Source organism: Virgisporangium aurantiacum (assembly GCF_016863635.1).
Lineage (GTDB): Bacteria > Actinomycetota > Actinomycetes > Mycobacteriales > Micromonosporaceae > Virgisporangium > Virgisporangium aurantiacum.
Map to the genome: position 1 here is coordinate 52,737 of NZ_BOPG01000003.1, position 17,296 is coordinate 70,032.

Below are 17,296 nucleotides of genomic sequence, written 5' to 3' on the forward strand. Positions count from 1 at the left end.
AGTGGACGTGACCGTCTACTAGGTGTCACGCTTTACTCCACCCCTTCCTGAGGAGTCCCCATGTCGGAGAGCGTTGCCGTACCCGCCCGGCGGTCGCTGCTGCGTCCCCTGATCTTCGGCCTGGTGATCACCGCGACCCTGGCGCTGCTGTTACTGGTGCCCTGGTACACGATCGTGCTCGCCGGTGCCCACTGGCCGGCGCCCGTGGTGGCGCTCGGCACGGTGCTGTTCGTCGGCGGCGGCGTCGCGTTCCCGGTCCTCATGATGGCCGGACACGGCCGCAACCACCGCGACTGGGCCGCCCGCACCGCCGACACCACGCTCGGCGTGGTGTGGGTGCTGTTCGTGTGGTCGGTGCTCGGCAACGTACTGCGGGCCGCCCTCGCCGTGGGCGGCGTCGCCGACCCGACCCGCGGCCGCGTGGTGGCGGTCGCGGTGCTGGCGGTGTCGGCGGTGCTGCTGGTCTGGGGCTACGTCGAGGCGATGCGGGTGCCGCGGGTGCGCCGGGTCGACGTGCCGATCGAGCGGCTCGGCGCCGGCCTCGACGGATTGCGCGTGGTGCTCCTCACCGACACCCACTACGGCCCGATCAACCGGGCGCGCTGGTCGTCCCGGGTGATCGACACGGTCAACGAACTCGACGCCGACGTGCTCTGCCACACCGGCGACATCGCCGACGGCACCGTCGACATGCGACGCGAGCAGGCGGCGCCGCTCGGCCGGGCCGAGGCGCGCCTCGCCCGCACCTACGTCACCGGCAACCACGAGTACTTCGGCGAGGCGCAGGGCTGGCTCGACCACATGCGGGAGCTGGGCTGGACGCCGCTGCACAACCGTCACCTCGTGGTCGAGCGCGGCGGCGACCGGCTCGTGGTGGCCGGCGTCGACGACCGCACCGCCGCCGGCTCGGGCCTCGGCGGCCACCGGGCCGACCACGCCGCCGCCCTGTCCGGTGCCGACCCCGACCTGCCCGTGCTGCTGCTCGCCCACCAGCCCAAGCAGATCGACGACGCGGTCGCGCACGGCGTCGACCTGCAGATCAGCGGGCACACCCACGGCGGGCAGATGTGGCCGTTCAACTACCTGGTGCGGCTCGACCAGCCGACGGTGGCCGGGCTGAGCCGGCACGGCGAGCGGACCCGCCTCTACACCAGCCGCGGCACCGGCTTCTGGGGCCCGCCGTTCCGCATCTTCGCCCCGAGTGAGATCACCGTTCTGACTCTGCGCCAGAATCGGGCATGACCGAACACGTAGCGATCGTCACCGGTTCGAACCACGGCATCGGCGCGGCGACCGCACGGGCCCTTGCCGCCGAGGGCGTCTCGGTGTTGTGCGCCTACTGGGTGGTCCACGACCCGGTCGACCCGGGCGTCCCCCAGGCGTACCGCGACAACCGCGCCCTCGACGGTGACCCGGTCGTCGCCGCGATCCGCGCCGCCGGCGGGCGGGCCACCGCGGTCGCGGCCGACCTGCGCGACCCGGGCACCCCACGAGCGCTGTTCGACGCCGCCGAGGCCGAGTTCGGCCCGGTCGACATCCTGATCAACAACGCCACCGGCTGGGTGCAGGACACGTTCCGCCCGGCCACCGAAGACGACCTGGGGCGGGCGATGCAGCGGGTCACCCCCGAGACGTGGACGCAGCAGTTCGGCGTCGACGCGATGGCGCCCGCGCTGCTCATCGCCGAGTTCGCCGGCCGGCACGCGGCCCGCGGCGGCACCTGGGGACGCATCGTCGGCCTGCACTCGGGCGGCGAACTCGGCTTCCCCAGCGAGGTGTCGTACGGGGCGGCCAAGGCGGCGCAGACCAACTACACGATGTCGGCGGCCGTCGAGTTGGCGCCGTACGGCGTCACCGCGAACATGGTCCACCCGCCGGTCACCGACACCGGGTGGGTCACCGACCCGGTGCGCGAGTTCGTCGAACGGTCGAGCGCGCTGGTGAACGTGGCGACCCCGGACGAGGTGGCCGAGGTGATCGCGTACCTCGTCTCCGACCGGGGCCGCCTCATCACGGGCAACACGATCACGCTGCGCTGATCAGCGCTTCACCAGGTACCGCAGGTGCGTCACGGACCTGCCCTCCTGGACGCTCACCGGCCCCTCCAGCGGCACCGGCTTCTCCGCGAGCTGGCTGAAGAACGGTGTGCCCGCGCCGAGGATCACCGGCACCAGGTCGACCCAGACCTCGTCGAGCAGGCCGGCGTCGAGGGCCTGCCGAGCCATCTCGCCCCCGTTCACCGCGACCCCCTTGTCGCCGGCCAGCTCCCGCGCCTTGGCGATCGCCGCCTCGATGCCGCCCTCGGTGACGAACGTGAACCACTCGCCCTCGCGCTCCCAGCCGTCCGGGACGCTGTGGGTGAGCACCACCACCGGCAGACCCATCGGGTGCTTTCCGCCCCAGGCGTTGGTGAAGTCCCACAACTTGCGGCCGACCACGATCGCCCCGCTCATCCCGGTGATCGTGCGCAGGTGCGCGGCGCTCACCTCGGTGACCTTCAGGCTCAGGTCCGGGTGGATCTCGTTGGGGATCTCGACGTCGCCGTTGCCGTACCAGGCGAACAGGTGCTCGAAGCCGCTGTTCTCCGGGCCGGCGATGAAGCCGTCGATCGACATGCTGGCACCGGTGTAGACCTTGCTCATGATCGTCGTCCTCTCTCGGGGTGTCCTCACCCAGGCGTCGAACGACCGCGCCGTGCTTCGACAGTCATCTCGAAGATCTTTTATTCGGACGCCTTCTCCGCCGCCCGCTTGCGCCGCTTGCCCTCGTGCATGGCCGCGACCCGGGCCACCGGGATGGTGTGGCCCAGCTCGATGAGGCCGGGGTCGATGCGCTGCGGCTCGGGCAGCAGCTCGGCCCACGGGTCGCCGTCCTTGAGCAGCCCCGGCGCCGAGCGCACGGTGAAATCCTTCGGGGAGACGCTGTCCAGCTCGTCCCACGGCACCGGGAACGACACCGGCGTGCCCGGCCGCACCCGCGGACTGTAGGCGGCGACCACGGTCGCCCCACCGGCGCGGGTGGAGTCGAGGAACACCTTCCCCTCGCGGTCCTCCTTGATGTAGGCCGTGGTGGCGAGCGCCGGGTCGATCTGCTCGGCCCGCCTCGCCACCGCCCGCGTGGCCGCCGCGATGTCCTCGGGGGTGGCGGCGTCACCGGGGTCGAGCGGCACGAACACGTGGACGCCCTTCGACCCGCTGGTCTTCACCGCGCCCGCCATGCCCACGTCGGCCAGCGCCTGCCGCACCAGGTGGGCGGCCTTCACGGCGAGGTCGAACGCCTCGGTGCCCTCGGGCGGGTCGAGGTCGAGGATCAGGTGCGACGGGTGCTGCCAGTTCCCGTCGGTGAACAGCGTCGGGTGGTACTCGACCGCCCGCTGGTTGGCGAACCAGATGAGGGTCGGCAGGTCGTTGCACAGGGCATAGTTGATCTCGCGGTGCGACGCCTCCGCCCACACCGTGGTCGTCGCCACGAAGTCCGGCGTGTACTTGGGCAGGTTCTTCTGCATGAACGGCGGCTGCCCCGGCCGCACCCGGATCACCGAGAGCGGCCGGTCGCGCAGCCCGGGCAGAATCCTGTCGTGCACGGCGTCGAGATAGTCGACGAGGTCACGCTTGCTCGCCTCGGCGCCGTCGAACAGCGGCTGGTCGAGGTTGGTGAGGTCGACCCCGTGCCGCGTCTCCTTGGGTGCCTTGCCTTTGGATGCTCTGCCCGCCACCCGGTCAACCTTCCGGGACGCCCCCCACCCCGCGCAACCCGAACCGCGTCAGGAGACGGCTTTCTCCAGGTACTCACGCAGGTGCTGGGCGGTCAGCGTCTCCGCCGTCGCGACCAGGTCGGCCGGGGTGCCCGCGAAGACGATCCGGCCGCCGTCGTGGCCGGCGCCGGGGCCCAGGTCGATCAGCCAGTCGGCGTGGGCCATCACGGCCTGGTGGTGTTCGATCACGATCACCGAGTTGCCGGTGTCGACCAGGCGGTCGAGCAGGGCGAGCAGCTGGTCGACGTCGGCCAGGTGGAGGCCCGTGGTGGGCTCGTCGAGCACGTACGTGCACGCCTTCTCGGCCATGTGGATCGCCAGCTTCAGGCGTTGGCGCTCGCCGCCCGACAGCGTGGTCAACGGCTGGCCCAGCCCCAGGTAGCCCAGCCCGACGTCGGCCAGCCGGTTGAGGATCAGCCGGGCCTGGCCCTTCGTGAAGAACTCCCGGGCCTCGGTGACCGGCATCGCCAGCACCTCGCTGATGTTCTTCCCGTTCAGCGTGTGCTTGAGCACCTCCGCCGTGAACCGCTTGCCCTCGCACCGCTCGCACACCGTCGCCACGCCGGCCATCATCGCCAGGTCGGTGTAGACCAGCCCGATCCCCTTGCAGTTCTGGCAGGCGCCCTCGGAGTTCGCGCTGAACAGCGCGGCCTTGACGCCGTTGGCCTTCGCGAACGCGGCCCGGATCGGGTCGAGCAGCCCGCTGTAGGTGGCCGGGTTGCTGCGCCGCGACCCGCGGATCGCCGACTGGTCGACCACGATCACGTCGCTGCGCCGGCCGAGGGACCCGTGGATCAGCGAGCTCTTCCCGGATCCGGCCACACCGGTGACCACGGTGAGCACGCCGAGCGGGATGTCGACGTCGACGTCGCGGAGGTTGTGCCGCGTCGCGCCGCGGATCTCGAGAAATCCGGTCGGCTTGCGTACCTGGTCGCGGAGACCGGCGCGGTGGTCGAGGTGTTCGCCGGTGAGCGTCCCCGATCCGCGGAGCCCGACGACGTCACCCGCGAAGCACACCCGGCCCCCGGCGGACCCGGCGCCCGGGCCGAGATCGACGACATGGTCGGCGATCTCGATGGTCTCCGGCTTGTGCTCCACGACCAGTACCGTGTTTCCCTTGTCGCGCAGGCGTTGCAGCAGCTCGTTCATGCGCCGGATGTCGTGCGGGTGGAGGCCGACCGTCGGCTCGTCGAAGACATAGGTGACGTCGGTGAGGCTGGATCCCAGGTGCCGCACCATTTTCACGCGCTGCGCCTCGCCACCGCTGAGCGTGCCCGACTCCCGGTCGAGGCTCAGGTAGCCGAGCCCGATCCCGTCGAGCGAGTCGAGCAGGTCGCGCAGGTTCGCCATCAGCGGCCCGACCGACGGATCGTCGATCTCGTGCAGGAACGCCGCGAGGTCGCTGATCTGCATCGAGGCGCAGTCGGCGATGTTGCGCCCCCTGATGCGTGACGACAGCGCCGCCTCGTTCAGCCGCGCGCCCGCGCACGCCGGGCACGACCGGAACGTGACCGCACGGTCCACAAAGGACTTGATGTGCGCCTGCCCGGACTCCTTGTCCTTGCTGAGGAACAGCCGCTGCACCTTCACCACGAGCCCCTCGTACGTGGTGTTCATGCCCATCATCTTGCGTTTCTCGGCGGGGCGGTGCATGAGGTCGAACCACTGCTGTTCGGTGTAGTCGCGCAGCTTCCGGTCCGGGTCGACGTACCCGGACTCCGCCAATCCCTTCCAGTACCAGGTTCCGACCTGAAAGTTGGGGACCGTGACCGCGCCCTCGTTCAGCGACAGGTCCTTGTCGACGAGTTCGTCCTCGTCGATGGTGGTGACCCGCCCGAGCCCTTCACAGTTCGGGCACATGCCGTCGGGCAGGTTGAAGCTGAAGAACCCGGAGTGGCCGATGTACGGCTGCCCGAGGCGGCTGAACACGATGCGCAGCATGGTGAACGCGTCGGTCGCGGTGCCGACGGTCGACCGGGCGTTGGCGCCCATCCGCTCCTGGTCCACCACGATCGCCGCGCTGAGGTTGTGCAGCGCGTCGACGTCGGGGCGCGGGATGTTCGGCATGAACGACTGCAGGAACGCGGTGTACGTCTCGTTGATGAGGCGCTGCGACTCGGCGGCGATGGTGCCGAACACGAGCGACGACTTTCCGGACCCCGAGACGCCGGTGAAGACGGTGAGCCGGCGCTTGGGAATGTCGAGGGAGATGTCGGCGAGATTGTTCTCCCGCGCGCCGCGGACCTGGATCACGTCATGGCTGTCGGCCGCGTTCCTCTGGGAATTCGTATCCACCGTTCAAGTGTTTCATTGAACGCCCAGGGTAGAGATTCAAAGAATTTAGACGCGTTTGCACCTCGAAGTCTCAACCCCGTCTACACCACTATGCTCGTCGCGTGGCCCGGCTCCGCGCGATCGACGTGGCCCGCGGTGCGGGCGTCTCCGTGCAGCAGGTGCGCAACTACGAGGCGGAAGGTGTGCTGCCGCCGCTGGCCCGCACCGAGGCGGGATACCGCATCTTCACGCCGGAGCACGCCGCGGCGTTGCGGGTGGTGCGGCTGCTCGCCGAGGGGCACGGCTGGGAGCGGGCCCGCATCGTGATGCGCTCCGTGCACGCGGGCGACGTCGCCACCGCGCTCGCCGAACTCGACCGCAGCCACGCCGAACTCGACCGGGAACGGTCCGAGATCGCGGGGGTGCTCGGCGCGTTCGCCACGCTCCTGCCGTTGCCGACGGGTGCGCCGGCGCGGGCCGTCTTCCGGATCGGGGCGGTTGCCGACGCCGTGGGCGTGCGCACGTCGGCGTTGCGGGTGTGGGAGCGGCACGGGCTGCTGCGCCCGTCGCGCGAACGGGTGACCGGTTACCGGGTCTACGACGACGCCGAACTGCGCCGCGCGCGGGTGGTGGCGCTGCTGCGACGGGGCAACTACCCGATCTCGATCGTACGGGCCGTGATCGACGAACTACGCACAACCGGCAGTCCGCACCGCGTCCGCGCCGAGCTTGCCAGACGTGAGCAGGATCTCCATCGACGCAGTTTGCTCCGCCTCCAGGCGTCTGCCGCACTGTACGAGTACCTGACTCGGGTACAGTAGGGAGATCACGAGTCCGCCGAGCGAGTGTGACGCCGGCCGTTGAGGCTCCACTGCAACGTTCGGAGATCCGATTACCACGTCGTTCGCCGCCCTCGGTGTGCCGCAGGCGCTTGTCGCCGCTCTCGCCACCCAGGGCGTCACCAGCCCGTTCCCCATTCAAACGGCCACGCTGCCCGACGCGTTGGCCGGCCGCGACGTGCTGGGCCGCGGCCGCACCGGTTCCGGAAAGACCTACGCGTTCGTGGTGCCGCTCCTGGCCCGGCTCGCGGCCAGCGGCACCCGCCGCCGGCCCGGGCGCCCGCGCGCGCTCATCCTGGCCCCGACCCGCGAGCTCGCCACCCAGATCGAGGCGTCGCTCACCCCGCTCGCCGACACACTGTCGATGCGGGTACTCACCGTGTTCGGCGGCGTCGGTGCCCGTCCGCAGATCAACGCGCTGGCGAAGGGCGTCGACGTCCTCGTCGCCTGCCCCGGCCGGCTCGAGGACCATGTGCGGTCGGGCCACGCCAGCCTCGACTCGGTCGAGGTCACGGTGCTCGACGAGGCCGACCACATGGCCGACCTCGGGTTCCTGCCGGCCGTGCGGCGGCTGCTCGACCAGACGCCGGAAGACGGGCAGCGCCTGCTCTTCTCGGCCACGCTCGACGCCGCCGTCGACGTGCTGGTCCGCCGCTTCCTGTACAAGCCGGTGACGCACAGTGTCGACTCGCCGCAGTCCCCGGTGGAGACGATGTCGCACCACATGCTGCACGTGCGTGCCGACGACCGCTTCCCGGTGCTCGTCGACCTCACGGCGGCACCGGGCCGCTCGCTGGTCTTCACCCGCACCAAGCGCGGTGCCAAGGTGCTCACCAAGAAGCTCGTCGCCGCCGGCGTGCCGGCCGTCGAACTGCACGGCAACCTGGCGCAGAACGCCCGTACGCGCAACATGTCCGACTTCGCCGAGGGCAAGGTCCGCACGCTGGTCGCCACCGACATCGCGGCGCGCGGCATCCACGTCGACGATGTGACGCTCGTCATCCACGCCGATCCGCCCGCGGAGCACAAGGCCTACCTGCACCGCTCCGGCCGCACCGCCCGGGCCGGCGCCGCCGGCACCGTGGTGACGCTGATGACCGACGCCCAGGTGGCCGACGTCCGCGACCTGGCCAACCGCGCCGGCATCAAGCCGACGACCACCCGCCTCCGGCTCGGCGATCCGCTGCTGGCGGAGCTGGCCCCGGGGCAGCGCTCGTTCGTCCAGCCGGAGGCCGTGCCCCCGGGCCGCGCCTCGGGCGGGTCGTCGGGCGGAACGTCGGGCGGCGGCGGAGACCGCACCCGGACAGCGGGCCGCCGGCAGTCACCGGCCGCCGGCCGCACGTCCGGCTCCGGGCGCGCGACGGTCTCCGGACGCGCCGCGGACTCGGGACGCGCTGCCGGCGGAAGCCGCACCGCGGATGCCGGACGCGTCGCCGAGCCGCGACGCGGAGCGGGCACCGGACGGGCCGCCGCGGCGGACGGACACGCACCCCGGCCGACCAGGTCACGGCGGGCCGGAGCGGGCCGGGCCGGCACCGCATCCGCGGCACCCGCGCCCCGCTCCGGCGGAGCCGCCGCGTTCTCCAGCCGGTCAAGGGCCGGCCGCTCCCGCTGACCTGACAACTGGATCTTGGACTCCGCGCGGTGCTCCAGGCCCGCAAGGAGTCCAAGATCCAGAGGGGTCAGCGGGTCGGGTCGACGTGGATCTTCGGAGCCTGGCCGGCGGGGCGATCGCCGGCCAGGATCGCCGCCACCTCGTCGAGACCTACCGTGGTCGCCACCAGCGGGCGGGGATCCACCGTGCCGCTGGCGTACAGGTCGACGGTGCCCTCCAGGCCACCCGAGGCACTCAGGATCCCCGTCACCGTCAGGTCCTTGAAGACCAGCTCGCGGGAGTCGACCAGGCTCGGCTCGCCCGACAGTCCGATGTAGACGACCCGTCGGCCGGGCTCGACCACCGACAGCGCCAGCGCGGGCACCTCGGCGCCGGTCGAGGCGTCGACCACCCCGTCGAATCCCAGGGCGGGGACGTCGGACGGCGTCCACACCGAGGCGAACCCGAGCGACCGCGCGAACGACAGCGACGCCGGCGTCACCCCGAGCAGGTGCACGTCGACGCCGAACGAGCGGGCGATCAGCGCCACCAGCAACCCGATCGCGCCCGGGCCCACCACGAGCAGCCGCTCCCCCGCGGCGACGCCGGCCGCCCGGAACGCCCGCAACGCGTTGCCGCCGGGCTCGACCAGCGCGCCGACCGTGTCGTCCACAGTGGACGGCAGCGGCACCAGAGCCCTGGCGGGAACCAGCAGCGACGACGCGAGCGCGCCCGGCCAGCCGCCCCGGATGCCGATCTCGTAGCGCGACGCGCACAGGTGCTGCCGCCCCGACACACACCGGGCGCACGACGAGCACCCCAGCATCGTGTCACCGGTGACCCGGCGGCCGACCCACGACGGGTCCACGCCGGTGCCGACCGACGCCACGACCCCGCACCACTCGTGCCCGATCCGCATCGGGTAGGCGGCGTCGCCCGAGTGCAGGTACGCCATCTCGCCGGTGAAGAACTCGACGTCGGTGCCGCACACGCCGGCCCGCCGGACGTCGACCACGACCTCGCCGGAAGCGGCGACCGGCGGCGGCACGTCGACCACGGCCGATGAACGTGGACCGGTGATAACAAAGGCGCGCACGGGTAGGGTCCCTTTCTAAAGGGAGAACGTACATGTCCGAGCTCCGCAGCGCGCAGTGGTACGCCGGCAACGACCGGAACGCCTACATCCACCGGGCCTGGATGCGCCGGGGCGCGCCGCCCGACGCCTTCACCGGGCGCCCGCAGATCGCCATCGCCAACAGCGCGTCCGATCTCACCCCGTGCAACAGCCACCTCAACGAGGTCGCCGAGAGCGTCAAGCAGGGGATCTGGGCGGCCGGCGGCGTCCCGTTGAACCTGCCCGTGGTGTCGCTCGGCGAGACGCTCGTGCGCCCCACCGCGATGCTCTGGCGCAACATGGCCGCGATGGCCGCCGAGGAGATGCTGCGCGCCAACCCGGTCGACGGCGTCGTGCTGCTCGGCGGCTGCGACAAGACGATCCCCGCGCTGCTGATGGCCGCCGCGTCCGTCGACCTGCCGGCGATCGTCGTGCCCGGCGGACCGATGCTCACCGGCACGTTCCGCGGCGTGCCGCTCGGCTGCGGCACCGACGTGTGGCGGCTGAGCGAGGAGGTCCGCGCGGGCACACTGTCCGAAAAGGACTTCATCGACTCCGAGTCGTCGATGATCCGCAGCCGCGGGCACTGCAACACGATGGGCACCGCGTCCACCATGGGGCTGCTCGCGGAGTCGCTCGGCATGGTGCTGCCGGGCACCGCGGGCATCCCGGCGCCCGACAGCCGGCTCCTCGCCCGCGCGCACGAGTCCGGACGGCTCGTCGTCGACCTGGTCGAGAAGCAGCGGAAGCCCAGCGACATCCTCACCCGGAGCGCATTCCGCAATGCGATCGTCGCGCTCGCGGCGCTGGGTGGTTCCACCAACGCCGTGGTCCACCTTCTGGCGATCGCGGGACGCGTGGGGACACCGCTCGCGTTGGACGACTTCGACAGCATCGGTGCCGACGTCCCGCTGCTCGTCGACCTGCAGCCGGCCGGTCGGCACCTGATGGAGGACCTGCACCGGGCCGGCGGCCTGCACGCCGTGCTGCAGGAGGTGCGCGACCTGCTCGACCCGGAGGCGCTCACGGTCAGCGGGCGGCCACTGGTCGACGAGATCGGTACGGGCCAGATCTTCGACGACGAGGTGATCCGCTCACGTGCGTCCCCCCTCAAACCACACGCGGGCATCGCGGTTCTCCGCGGCAACCTCGCGCCCGACGGCGCCATCATCAAGCCGGCCGCCGCGACGCCGGAACTGCTGACGCACCAGGGCCGGGCGGTCGTCTTCGACTCCGTCGAAGACATGCACGCGCGCATCGACGACCCGACGCTCGACGTCGACGCCGACTCGGTTCTCGTGCTGCGCGGCTGCGGGCCGAAGGGGTATCCGGGGATGCCGGAGGTCGCGAACCTGCCGCTGCCGGAGAAGGTTCTACGGCAGGGCGTGCGCGACATGGTGCGGGTGTGCGACGGGCGGATGAGCGGCACCGCGTACGGAACCGTGGTGCTGCACGTGGCTCCCGAGGCGGCCACCGGCGGACCGCTGGCCCGGGTACGCACCGGCGACGTCGTGACGCTCGACGTGGCCCGGCGGCGCATCGACGTCCAGGCAGATCTTGACGCGCGTGAGCCGGCACCCGCGATGCTGGCCGCGCTGGCCGAGCCCCGGCGCGGGTGGGAGAAGCTGTACGTCGACACCGTGCTCGGCGCCGACACCGGTGCGGACCTGGGGTTCCTGGTCGGCGCGAGCGGCGACCGGGTGGCCCGGGAATCACACTGAGTGTCTAGCGCTCCGCGCTTCTCCGTACCACCAGTTCGGGTGCGAACACCCGGTGCAGGTCCGACTCCTTCTCCTCGACCATCACGAGCATCAGGTCGACCGCCGCGATCCCGAACTCCTGGTGCGGCGGCCGAATCGAACTCAGCGGTACCAACGAGTTCTCGGCGTACTCGATGTCGTCGTAACCGATCACGGCGATCTCTTCCGGCACCCGCACCCCACTGGTCACGAGCGTCTGCACGAGACCGATGCCGAGCATGTCGTTGACCGTGAACACGCCGTCGGGACGGTTCGCCTCGGGCCGGCCGGCGATCTCGGCGCCGACCTTGTGCCCGACGGCGATCACGCGCGGCTCGACGTCGATGATCTCCAGGGTGGCCGAGCCGGCCTCGCGGACGGCGCGGCTGGCGCCCTGCAGCCGGTCGGCGACCTGACGGATGCTCAGCGGCCCGCCGACGAACGCGAGCCGACGGCAGCCGATCTCGATGAGGTGCCGGGCGGCGAGGTAGCCGCCGGAGACGTCGTCGATCGACACGCTCGGCTGTGCCGGCGACGCAGCGAGCTGCCCGACGAGCACCGAGGGCGTGCCGCGGCTCTTGATCGCGGCCAACCGGTCTTCGATCGGCTCGGGCGACGCGACCAGGATCCCGAGCACGCCGTGCTCCTGGAACAGCTCGAGGTACGAGTCCTCGCGGGCGCGCTTGCCGCCCGAGTTCGCCAGGAAGACCGACAGACCCGCTTCGGACGCCCGCTGCTCCACGCCTTCGGCAATGGTCGCGAAGAACGGGTTGCTGACGTCCGGGACGATGTAGGCCATCGTGGTGCTGCGGCCCAGCCGCAACTGCCGCCCGGCGTTGTTCCGCACGAACCCGAGGTTGTCGATGGCGGCCTGGATGCGCCCGGCCTTCTCGGCGGAGACCCGCGACGGGTGGTTCAGGTAGTGCGAAACCGTGCCCATCGAGACGCCCGCCTGTGCGGCCACCTCCCGGATCCCTATCCGCGCCACTTCACCCTCTCCCGGTCTCTGACACCGTACTAGCTTTCGTACGCGCCGATGGCTCTGACTTTCGCGGCCGACGCCGACCCCTCGTCGAACCGGTACTCCAGCCACTGCCGTACCAGGCGACGCGCGAGCTCCAGCCCGATGACGCGCTGCCCCATCGTCAGCACCTGCGCGTTGTTGCTGAGTATCGCCCGCTCGACCGAGTACGAGTCGTGCGCGGTCACCGCGCGGATGCCGCGCACCTTGTTGGCCGCGATCGCCACGCCCAGGCCGGTTCCGCACACCAGCAGCGCGCGGTCGGCGCGGCCGTCAGCCACCAGTTGTGCGGCCCGCACCGCCACGTGCGGGTAGGCCGTACGGTCGTCGGCCGCCACACCGACGTCGACGACGCTCTCGACCAGGGCGCTGGCCTCCAGGTCCCGCTTGAGGACCTCCTTGTAGTCGTAGCCCGCGTCGTCGGACCCGACGACGATGCGCCACCCGGTCATCGCGCCCCTCCGTCTGCAACTTGAAACGTGTCAAAGCTAGCGCATATCTGTCATGCTGAACAGATGCGTCCTGACGTCTCCACACTTGAAACGTTATTCACCGGGACGGCGTGGGGCGAGGGTCCGGTGTGGCTGCCCCGCGAGCGGCGGGTGCGCTGGAGCGACATCCCGAACGACCGCATCCTCGAGTACGACGCCCTGACCGGACGCGCGGGCGTCTACCGCACCGGGGTCGAGTACACCAACGGCCGCACGCTCGACCACTCCGGCGCGGTGCTGCAGTGCTCGCACGGCCGCCGCGCGATCGAGCGCGATCTGTCCGGGCAACTGTCCACTGTGGTCGATTCGTTCCGGGGACGCCGGCTGAACTCGCCCAACGACGTCGTCGTCGCCCGGGACGGGTCGATCTGGTTCACCGATCCCCCGTACGGCATCCACCACTCCGGTGCGCAGGGCCATCCGGGCGAGGAGGAGTACGGCGGCTGCTACGTGTTCCGGTTCGACGAGGCCGCCGGTCGCCTCGACGCCGTCGCCACCGACCTGTGGCACCCGAACGGGCTGGCGTTCTCGCCCGACGAGCGCATCCTCTACGTGTCGGACACGTCGGTGCTGTGGCACGCCGACGGACACCATCACATCCGCGCGTACGACGTCGTCGACGGCACGTGCCGCAACGGACGGGTGTTCGCGGTCGTCGAGCCCGGCGTACCCGACGGGTTCCGGGTCGACGCGCTCGGCCGCGTGTGGACCTCCAGCGGCGACGGGGTGCAGGTGTACTCGCCGGCCGGCTCGCGGTTGTTCACGATCCCGTTGCCGGAGGTGGCGTCGAACCTCTGCTTCGGCGACGGTCATCTCTACATCACCGGCAAGACCAGCCTGTTCCGCGTCAGGCTGTCGTAGGCGGCGGGATCTCCGCGCCGCACTCCTCCAGGCGTTCGGTGACCACCTTGATGGCGTTCAGCGCACGCGGAAAGCCGACGTACTGAACCGTGTGGATGACCGTCTCGAGGATCTCGGTCGGGCTGAGGCCGGCGTTGAGGGCGCCGCGCGTGTGGCCGCGCAGTTGCGGTTCCAGGCCACCGAGTGCCACCAGCACGCCGATCGTGATCATCTCGCGTTGGGCGAGCGTGAGCCCGGGACGCGAGTAGACGTCGCCGAAGTTGAACTCGACGCCGTACCGGGCCAGGTCCTGTGCCAGGCCGGTCTGGCCGGCGATCAGGTTGTCGGCCGTGCCCGGTCCGTAGAGTTCCTCGAAACGCTTGCGACCCTTGTCGAGGCGGTCGTCGGACACGTGTTCTCCTTAGATCGAGTGCCCGCCGTCGAGCGGCAGGATGACGCCGGTGATGTTCACGGCGGCCGGGCCGGCCAGGAACGCGATCGTGCGGGCCAGGTGCTCGGGCTCGCCGAGCAGGCGGGTCGGAATCTGGTTCAGCAGCGCCTCGCGGCGGTCCGGGGTGTCGCGGTCACGGCCCGGCGTCGCCTGCGCGCCCGGCGCGATGCAGTTGACGGTGACGCCCTGCTCGGCCACCTCGATGGCCAGCGCCTTGGTGAGGCCCACGACGCCCGCCTTCGCGGCCGCGTACGCGGTGGCCCCGCGCACCAACCGGCCGCCCGAGATCGCCGCGATCGACGCGATGTTGATGATGCGCCCGTACCGCTGCTCCAGCATCGACGGCAGCACGGCCCGCGTCACGTTGAAGACCGACGTGAGGTTGCGATCGAGCTGAACCGACCAGGTTTCCGGCGTCATCTCGTGGAACCAGCTGACCGCACCGCCGCCGGCGCCGTTGACGAGAACGTCGACACCGCCCCACTTCTCGACGATCCGGCCGACCGCTTGCTGCACGGCGTCGAAGTCGGTGAGGTCGACCGGCTCCGCGAGGCCGTCGACCTTCCCGGCCAGTGCCGACAACCCCTCGGCGTTGAGGTCGAGCCCGGCGACGGCCGCGCCCTCCGCGGCCAATCGCTCCGCGATGACCTGCCCGAGGGCACCCGCGGCGCCCGTCACGATGGCCCGCCGGCCCGCAAGAGTGGTCACGCGGCATTTTTGCACCGTTGTTGAAACGTGTCAATCACGACCCGGCAATCGGTCGCGACGGCTTCAGCATGCGCGGACATCGATGCCGCACGCTGGAGAACCGTCCTTGACTATGCCGACGCTCACAGTTAGCCTCCGACTTTGAAACGCTTCAAAACTACTCCTCATGCCGCCGTGCTTCACCGGGAGGAAACGTGCCACCAGCCTTAATGAGCCGCCGCGGTCGGTTCCGCATCGTCGCCGCCGCAATCGGCGTGCTGTCAGTGGCCGTCGCGGCCACCGGCTGCGCGTCGGACGACGGGGGTTCCGGCGGGGACAACCCGTCGTCGTTCAGCCTGTTGACCCCCGCCGAGAACGCGATCGTGCGCACCGAGTTCGCCGCGCTCGCGAAGGGCGAATGCGCCACCGCCGAGAAGGGCATGCCACTGAAGGCGGAGACCGTGGCCCAGGCCGAGGTCGTGCAGAAGATAACGCTGCTGGCCGGGCAGAACGCCCTGCCGGTGATGTTCGTAGCCGGTACCGCACAGGTGAAGCCCGACGGCGACCTCGGCAAGAACCAACTGGTGCTCGACTACGAGAAGACGCTGAAGGACCTCGGCGTCTGGGACAACATCCTGCCGGCCGCCGCGCAGACGGTGAAGTCGGTCTACGGCGGCATGGTCTCGCTGCCGTACCAGTACAACATCGAGGGCATCTTCTACAACAAGAAGCTGTTCGCCGACCAGGGTCTCACCGCGCCGAAGACGTGGGGCGAACTGGTGAGCGCCGCGCAGAAGTTCAAGGGCGCGGGCGTCACCCCCATCACCGAGGCCGGCAACCAGGGCTGGCCCATCACCCGCCTGATCGGCAACCACATCTTCCGTAACGTCGGCCCCGACGCCATGAAGGCGGTCAAGGCCGGCCAGGCGAAGCTGACCGACCCGGCCTACGTTGCCGGTGCGGCGGCCGTCGCCGAACTTGGCAAGCAGGGCCTGTTCGGCGAGGGCATCACCTCCCGCGACACCGATACGGCCAACACCCAGTTCCTCACCGGCAAGGCCGCCATGATGTACAACGGATCATGGTTCCTGGCGAACCTCAACGACCCGAAGCAGAACCAGATTGGCGTTGAGAACGTGGGCTTCATCCCGTTCCCGTCGGTCGACGGCGGCAAGGGCGACAGCGGCCAGTGGCCGGCCAACGCCGGCGCCGCGATCGCGGTGTCCACCAAGGCCTACGGCCCGAAGGTCGGCGACTGGCTCAGCTGTCTCGCCAAGAACTACGGCAGCAGCGCCATGCAGAACCAGGGCGTCATCTCCGGGTTCAAGCTCAACAAGGAGGTGTCGAACGTCCCGCCGCTCACGAAGGAGCTGCAGGACATCGTCGCCAAGGCCGACTCGACCGTGCTGTGGTTCGAGGCCCTGTGGGACGCGAAGACCACCAAGGACGCACAGACCAACGTGGCGCTATTGGTGAGCGGCCAGATGTCGCCGCAGCAGTACATGTCAGCTCTCCAGGCGGATCTGGACCAGGCCAAGTAGTCGTCATGGCGCGGCGGGCCGTCGCGGCCCGCCGCGCCTCGTTCCCTTGAAAGGAGACGGCGTGAACCGCACGCTCGGCGACCGGCGGGTCGTGCTGCTCCTGCTCGGCCCGGCCCTGCTCGTCTACACGCTCATCAAGCTCGGGCCGGTGCTGTGGTCGCTCGGACTGACGTTCTTCACCGGCAACCCGCTGTCCGGGTTCGAGTGGGTCGGCGTCGACAACTTCACGACGTTCGTCCGGGATCCGCAGTCGCGCCAGGCGATGTGGTTCACCGTCAAGTACGCGGTGGTGCTCACGGTCGGGCAGCTCGCGCTCGGGTACGGGCTCGCGCTGATGTACGTCTTCGTGATCCGGCGCGCGTCGACGTTCGTCCGCACCGTGGTGTTCTTCCCCGCGGTGCTGCCCACGGTGGCCGTCGGCCTGTTGTTCAAGAGCCTCTTCGCGGTCGGCGACAACCAGGGACCGGTGAACGCGGGCCTGGAGGCCGTCGGAATGTCCAGTGTGGACTGGTTCTCGACCGGCACCGGCACGTTCGTCGTCGCGATCCTCATGGAGCTGTGGCGGTCGATGGGCTTCTTCGCCGTGCTGCTCTACGCCGGCCTGCTCGACATCCCCGAAGAGGTGCTGGAGTCGGCCCGCGTCGAGGGGGCCACCGGCTGGCGGCTCGTGCGGCACATCGTCCTGCCGCTGTCGCTACCGGTCCTGTTGTCGGCCGCCATCTTCAGCGCGAACAACACGTTGAAGGTCTTCGACACCCTGCTCGCCCTCAACGACGGCGGCCCGGGATCGGAGACCACGCCGATGACGTTGCAGATGTACCGCACCGTGTTCAACTACTCCGACTACGGCTACGGCAGCACGATCGCGCTGGTGCTCACCATGATGTGCCTGGTGGTGACGCTCGCCGTGTTCCGGTCGGCCCGTCGCGACATCACGAGGAGCTGACGGCG

At 70.5% G+C, this 17,296-nt stretch carries 16 protein-coding genes; 8 read left to right on the plus strand and 8 right to left on the minus strand.

What is annotated here, in order from left to right:
- Positions 1-60 precede the first annotated feature (60 nt).
- Together Vau01_RS00920 and Vau01_RS00925 are read left to right on the plus strand one after the other, a co-directional pair.
- Positions 61-1,242, plus strand: coding sequence for a metallophosphoesterase (locus Vau01_RS00920; protein WP_203985911.1), 1,182 nt, complete (start codon positions 61-63; stop codon positions 1,240-1,242).
- Positions 1,239-2,039, plus strand: a complete 801-nt coding sequence (locus tag Vau01_RS00925; protein ID WP_203985914.1) for an SDR family NAD(P)-dependent oxidoreductase — start codon at positions 1,239-1,241, stop codon at positions 2,037-2,039. The genes Vau01_RS00920 and Vau01_RS00925 overlap by 4 nt, the downstream gene beginning before the upstream one ends.
- On the opposite strand, the gene Vau01_RS00930 is transcribed toward Vau01_RS00925, so the two are convergent.
- The 3 genes from Vau01_RS00930 to Vau01_RS00940 all read right to left on the minus strand — a co-directional run bounded on the left by Vau01_RS00930 (position 2,040) and on the right by Vau01_RS00940 (position 6,049).
- Positions 2,040-2,642, minus strand: coding sequence for a dihydrofolate reductase family protein (locus tag Vau01_RS00930; RefSeq protein WP_203985915.1), 603 nt, complete (start codon positions 2,640-2,642; stop codon positions 2,040-2,042).
- 80 nt (positions 2,643-2,722) lie between these two features.
- Positions 2,723-3,715, minus strand: coding sequence for a DNA polymerase domain-containing protein (locus Vau01_RS00935; RefSeq protein WP_203985918.1), 993 nt, complete (start codon positions 3,713-3,715; stop codon positions 2,723-2,725).
- A gap of 48 nt (positions 3,716-3,763) precedes the next feature.
- On the minus strand, positions 3,764-6,049 hold the full coding sequence (locus Vau01_RS00940) for an ATP-binding cassette domain-containing protein (RefSeq protein WP_203985921.1): 2,286 nt from the start codon (positions 6,047-6,049) through the stop codon (positions 3,764-3,766).
- A gap of 101 nt (positions 6,050-6,150) precedes the next feature.
- Between Vau01_RS00940 and Vau01_RS00945 the strand changes: the two genes are divergently transcribed.
- Both Vau01_RS00945 and Vau01_RS00950 read left to right on the plus strand, forming a co-directional pair.
- Complete coding sequence (locus Vau01_RS00945; RefSeq protein WP_203985924.1) at positions 6,151-6,849, plus strand: MerR family transcriptional regulator; 699 nt, start codon at positions 6,151-6,153, stop codon at positions 6,847-6,849.
- 70 nt (positions 6,850-6,919) lie between these two features.
- On the plus strand, positions 6,920-8,482 hold the full coding sequence (locus Vau01_RS00950) for a DEAD/DEAH box helicase (protein WP_203986573.1): 1,563 nt from the start codon (positions 6,920-6,922) through the stop codon (positions 8,480-8,482).
- Between the two features lie 67 nt (positions 8,483-8,549).
- On the opposite strand, the gene Vau01_RS00955 is transcribed toward Vau01_RS00950, so the two are convergent.
- A complete protein-coding gene (locus tag Vau01_RS00955; RefSeq protein ID WP_203985927.1) occupies positions 8,550-9,557 on the minus strand; it encodes a zinc-dependent alcohol dehydrogenase in 1,008 nt (335 codons plus the stop codon).
- A gap of 32 nt (positions 9,558-9,589) precedes the next feature.
- On the opposite strand from Vau01_RS00955, the gene Vau01_RS00960 reads away from it, so the two are divergent.
- Positions 9,590-11,296 carry an IlvD/Edd family dehydratase gene (locus Vau01_RS00960; RefSeq protein ID WP_203985930.1) on the plus strand — a complete coding sequence of 569 codons (1,707 nt, stop codon included), beginning with the start codon at positions 9,590-9,592 and terminating at the stop codon, positions 11,294-11,296.
- Positions 11,297-11,300: 4 nt separating this feature from the next.
- On the opposite strand, the gene Vau01_RS00965 is transcribed toward Vau01_RS00960, so the two are convergent.
- Both Vau01_RS00965 and Vau01_RS00970 read right to left on the minus strand, forming a co-directional pair.
- Entirely contained in the window at positions 11,301-12,278 is a 978-nt protein-coding gene (locus Vau01_RS00965; RefSeq protein ID WP_203985933.1) for a LacI family DNA-binding transcriptional regulator, read from the minus strand.
- A 53-nt stretch (positions 12,279-12,331) separates the two neighbouring features.
- Positions 12,332-12,787: a ribose-5-phosphate isomerase gene (locus Vau01_RS00970; protein WP_203985936.1), complete on the minus strand. Its 456-nt coding sequence runs from the start codon at positions 12,785-12,787 to the stop codon at positions 12,332-12,334.
- Between the two features lie 63 nt (positions 12,788-12,850).
- Between Vau01_RS00970 and Vau01_RS00975 the strand changes: the two genes are divergently transcribed.
- The gene (locus Vau01_RS00975; protein ID WP_203985940.1) at positions 12,851-13,687 is read left to right on the plus strand and encodes an SMP-30/gluconolactonase/LRE family protein; all 837 of its coding nucleotides are present in this window, start codon (positions 12,851-12,853) and stop codon (positions 13,685-13,687) included.
- Here Vau01_RS00975 and Vau01_RS00980 read toward each other — a convergent pair.
- Both Vau01_RS00980 and Vau01_RS00985 read right to left on the minus strand, forming a co-directional pair.
- Positions 13,674-14,078: a carboxymuconolactone decarboxylase family protein gene (locus Vau01_RS00980; RefSeq protein ID WP_203985943.1), complete on the minus strand. Its 405-nt coding sequence runs from the start codon at positions 14,076-14,078 to the stop codon at positions 13,674-13,676. The two genes, Vau01_RS00975 and Vau01_RS00980, sit on opposite strands and share 14 nt — an antisense overlap.
- 9 nt (positions 14,079-14,087) lie before the next feature.
- On the minus strand, positions 14,088-14,825 hold the full coding sequence (locus Vau01_RS00985) for an SDR family NAD(P)-dependent oxidoreductase (RefSeq protein WP_203985946.1): 738 nt from the start codon (positions 14,823-14,825) through the stop codon (positions 14,088-14,090).
- A gap of 209 nt (positions 14,826-15,034) precedes the next feature.
- On the opposite strand from Vau01_RS00985, the gene Vau01_RS00990 reads away from it, so the two are divergent.
- Positions 15,035-16,345, plus strand: a complete 1,311-nt coding sequence (locus tag Vau01_RS00990) for an ABC transporter substrate-binding protein (protein ID WP_203985949.1) — start codon at positions 15,035-15,037, stop codon at positions 16,343-16,345.
- Positions 16,346-16,406: 61 nt separating this feature from the next.
- On the plus strand, positions 16,407-17,291 hold the full coding sequence (locus tag Vau01_RS00995; protein WP_203985952.1) for a carbohydrate ABC transporter permease: 885 nt from the start codon (positions 16,407-16,409) through the stop codon (positions 17,289-17,291).
- Positions 17,292-17,296 lie beyond the last annotated feature (5 nt).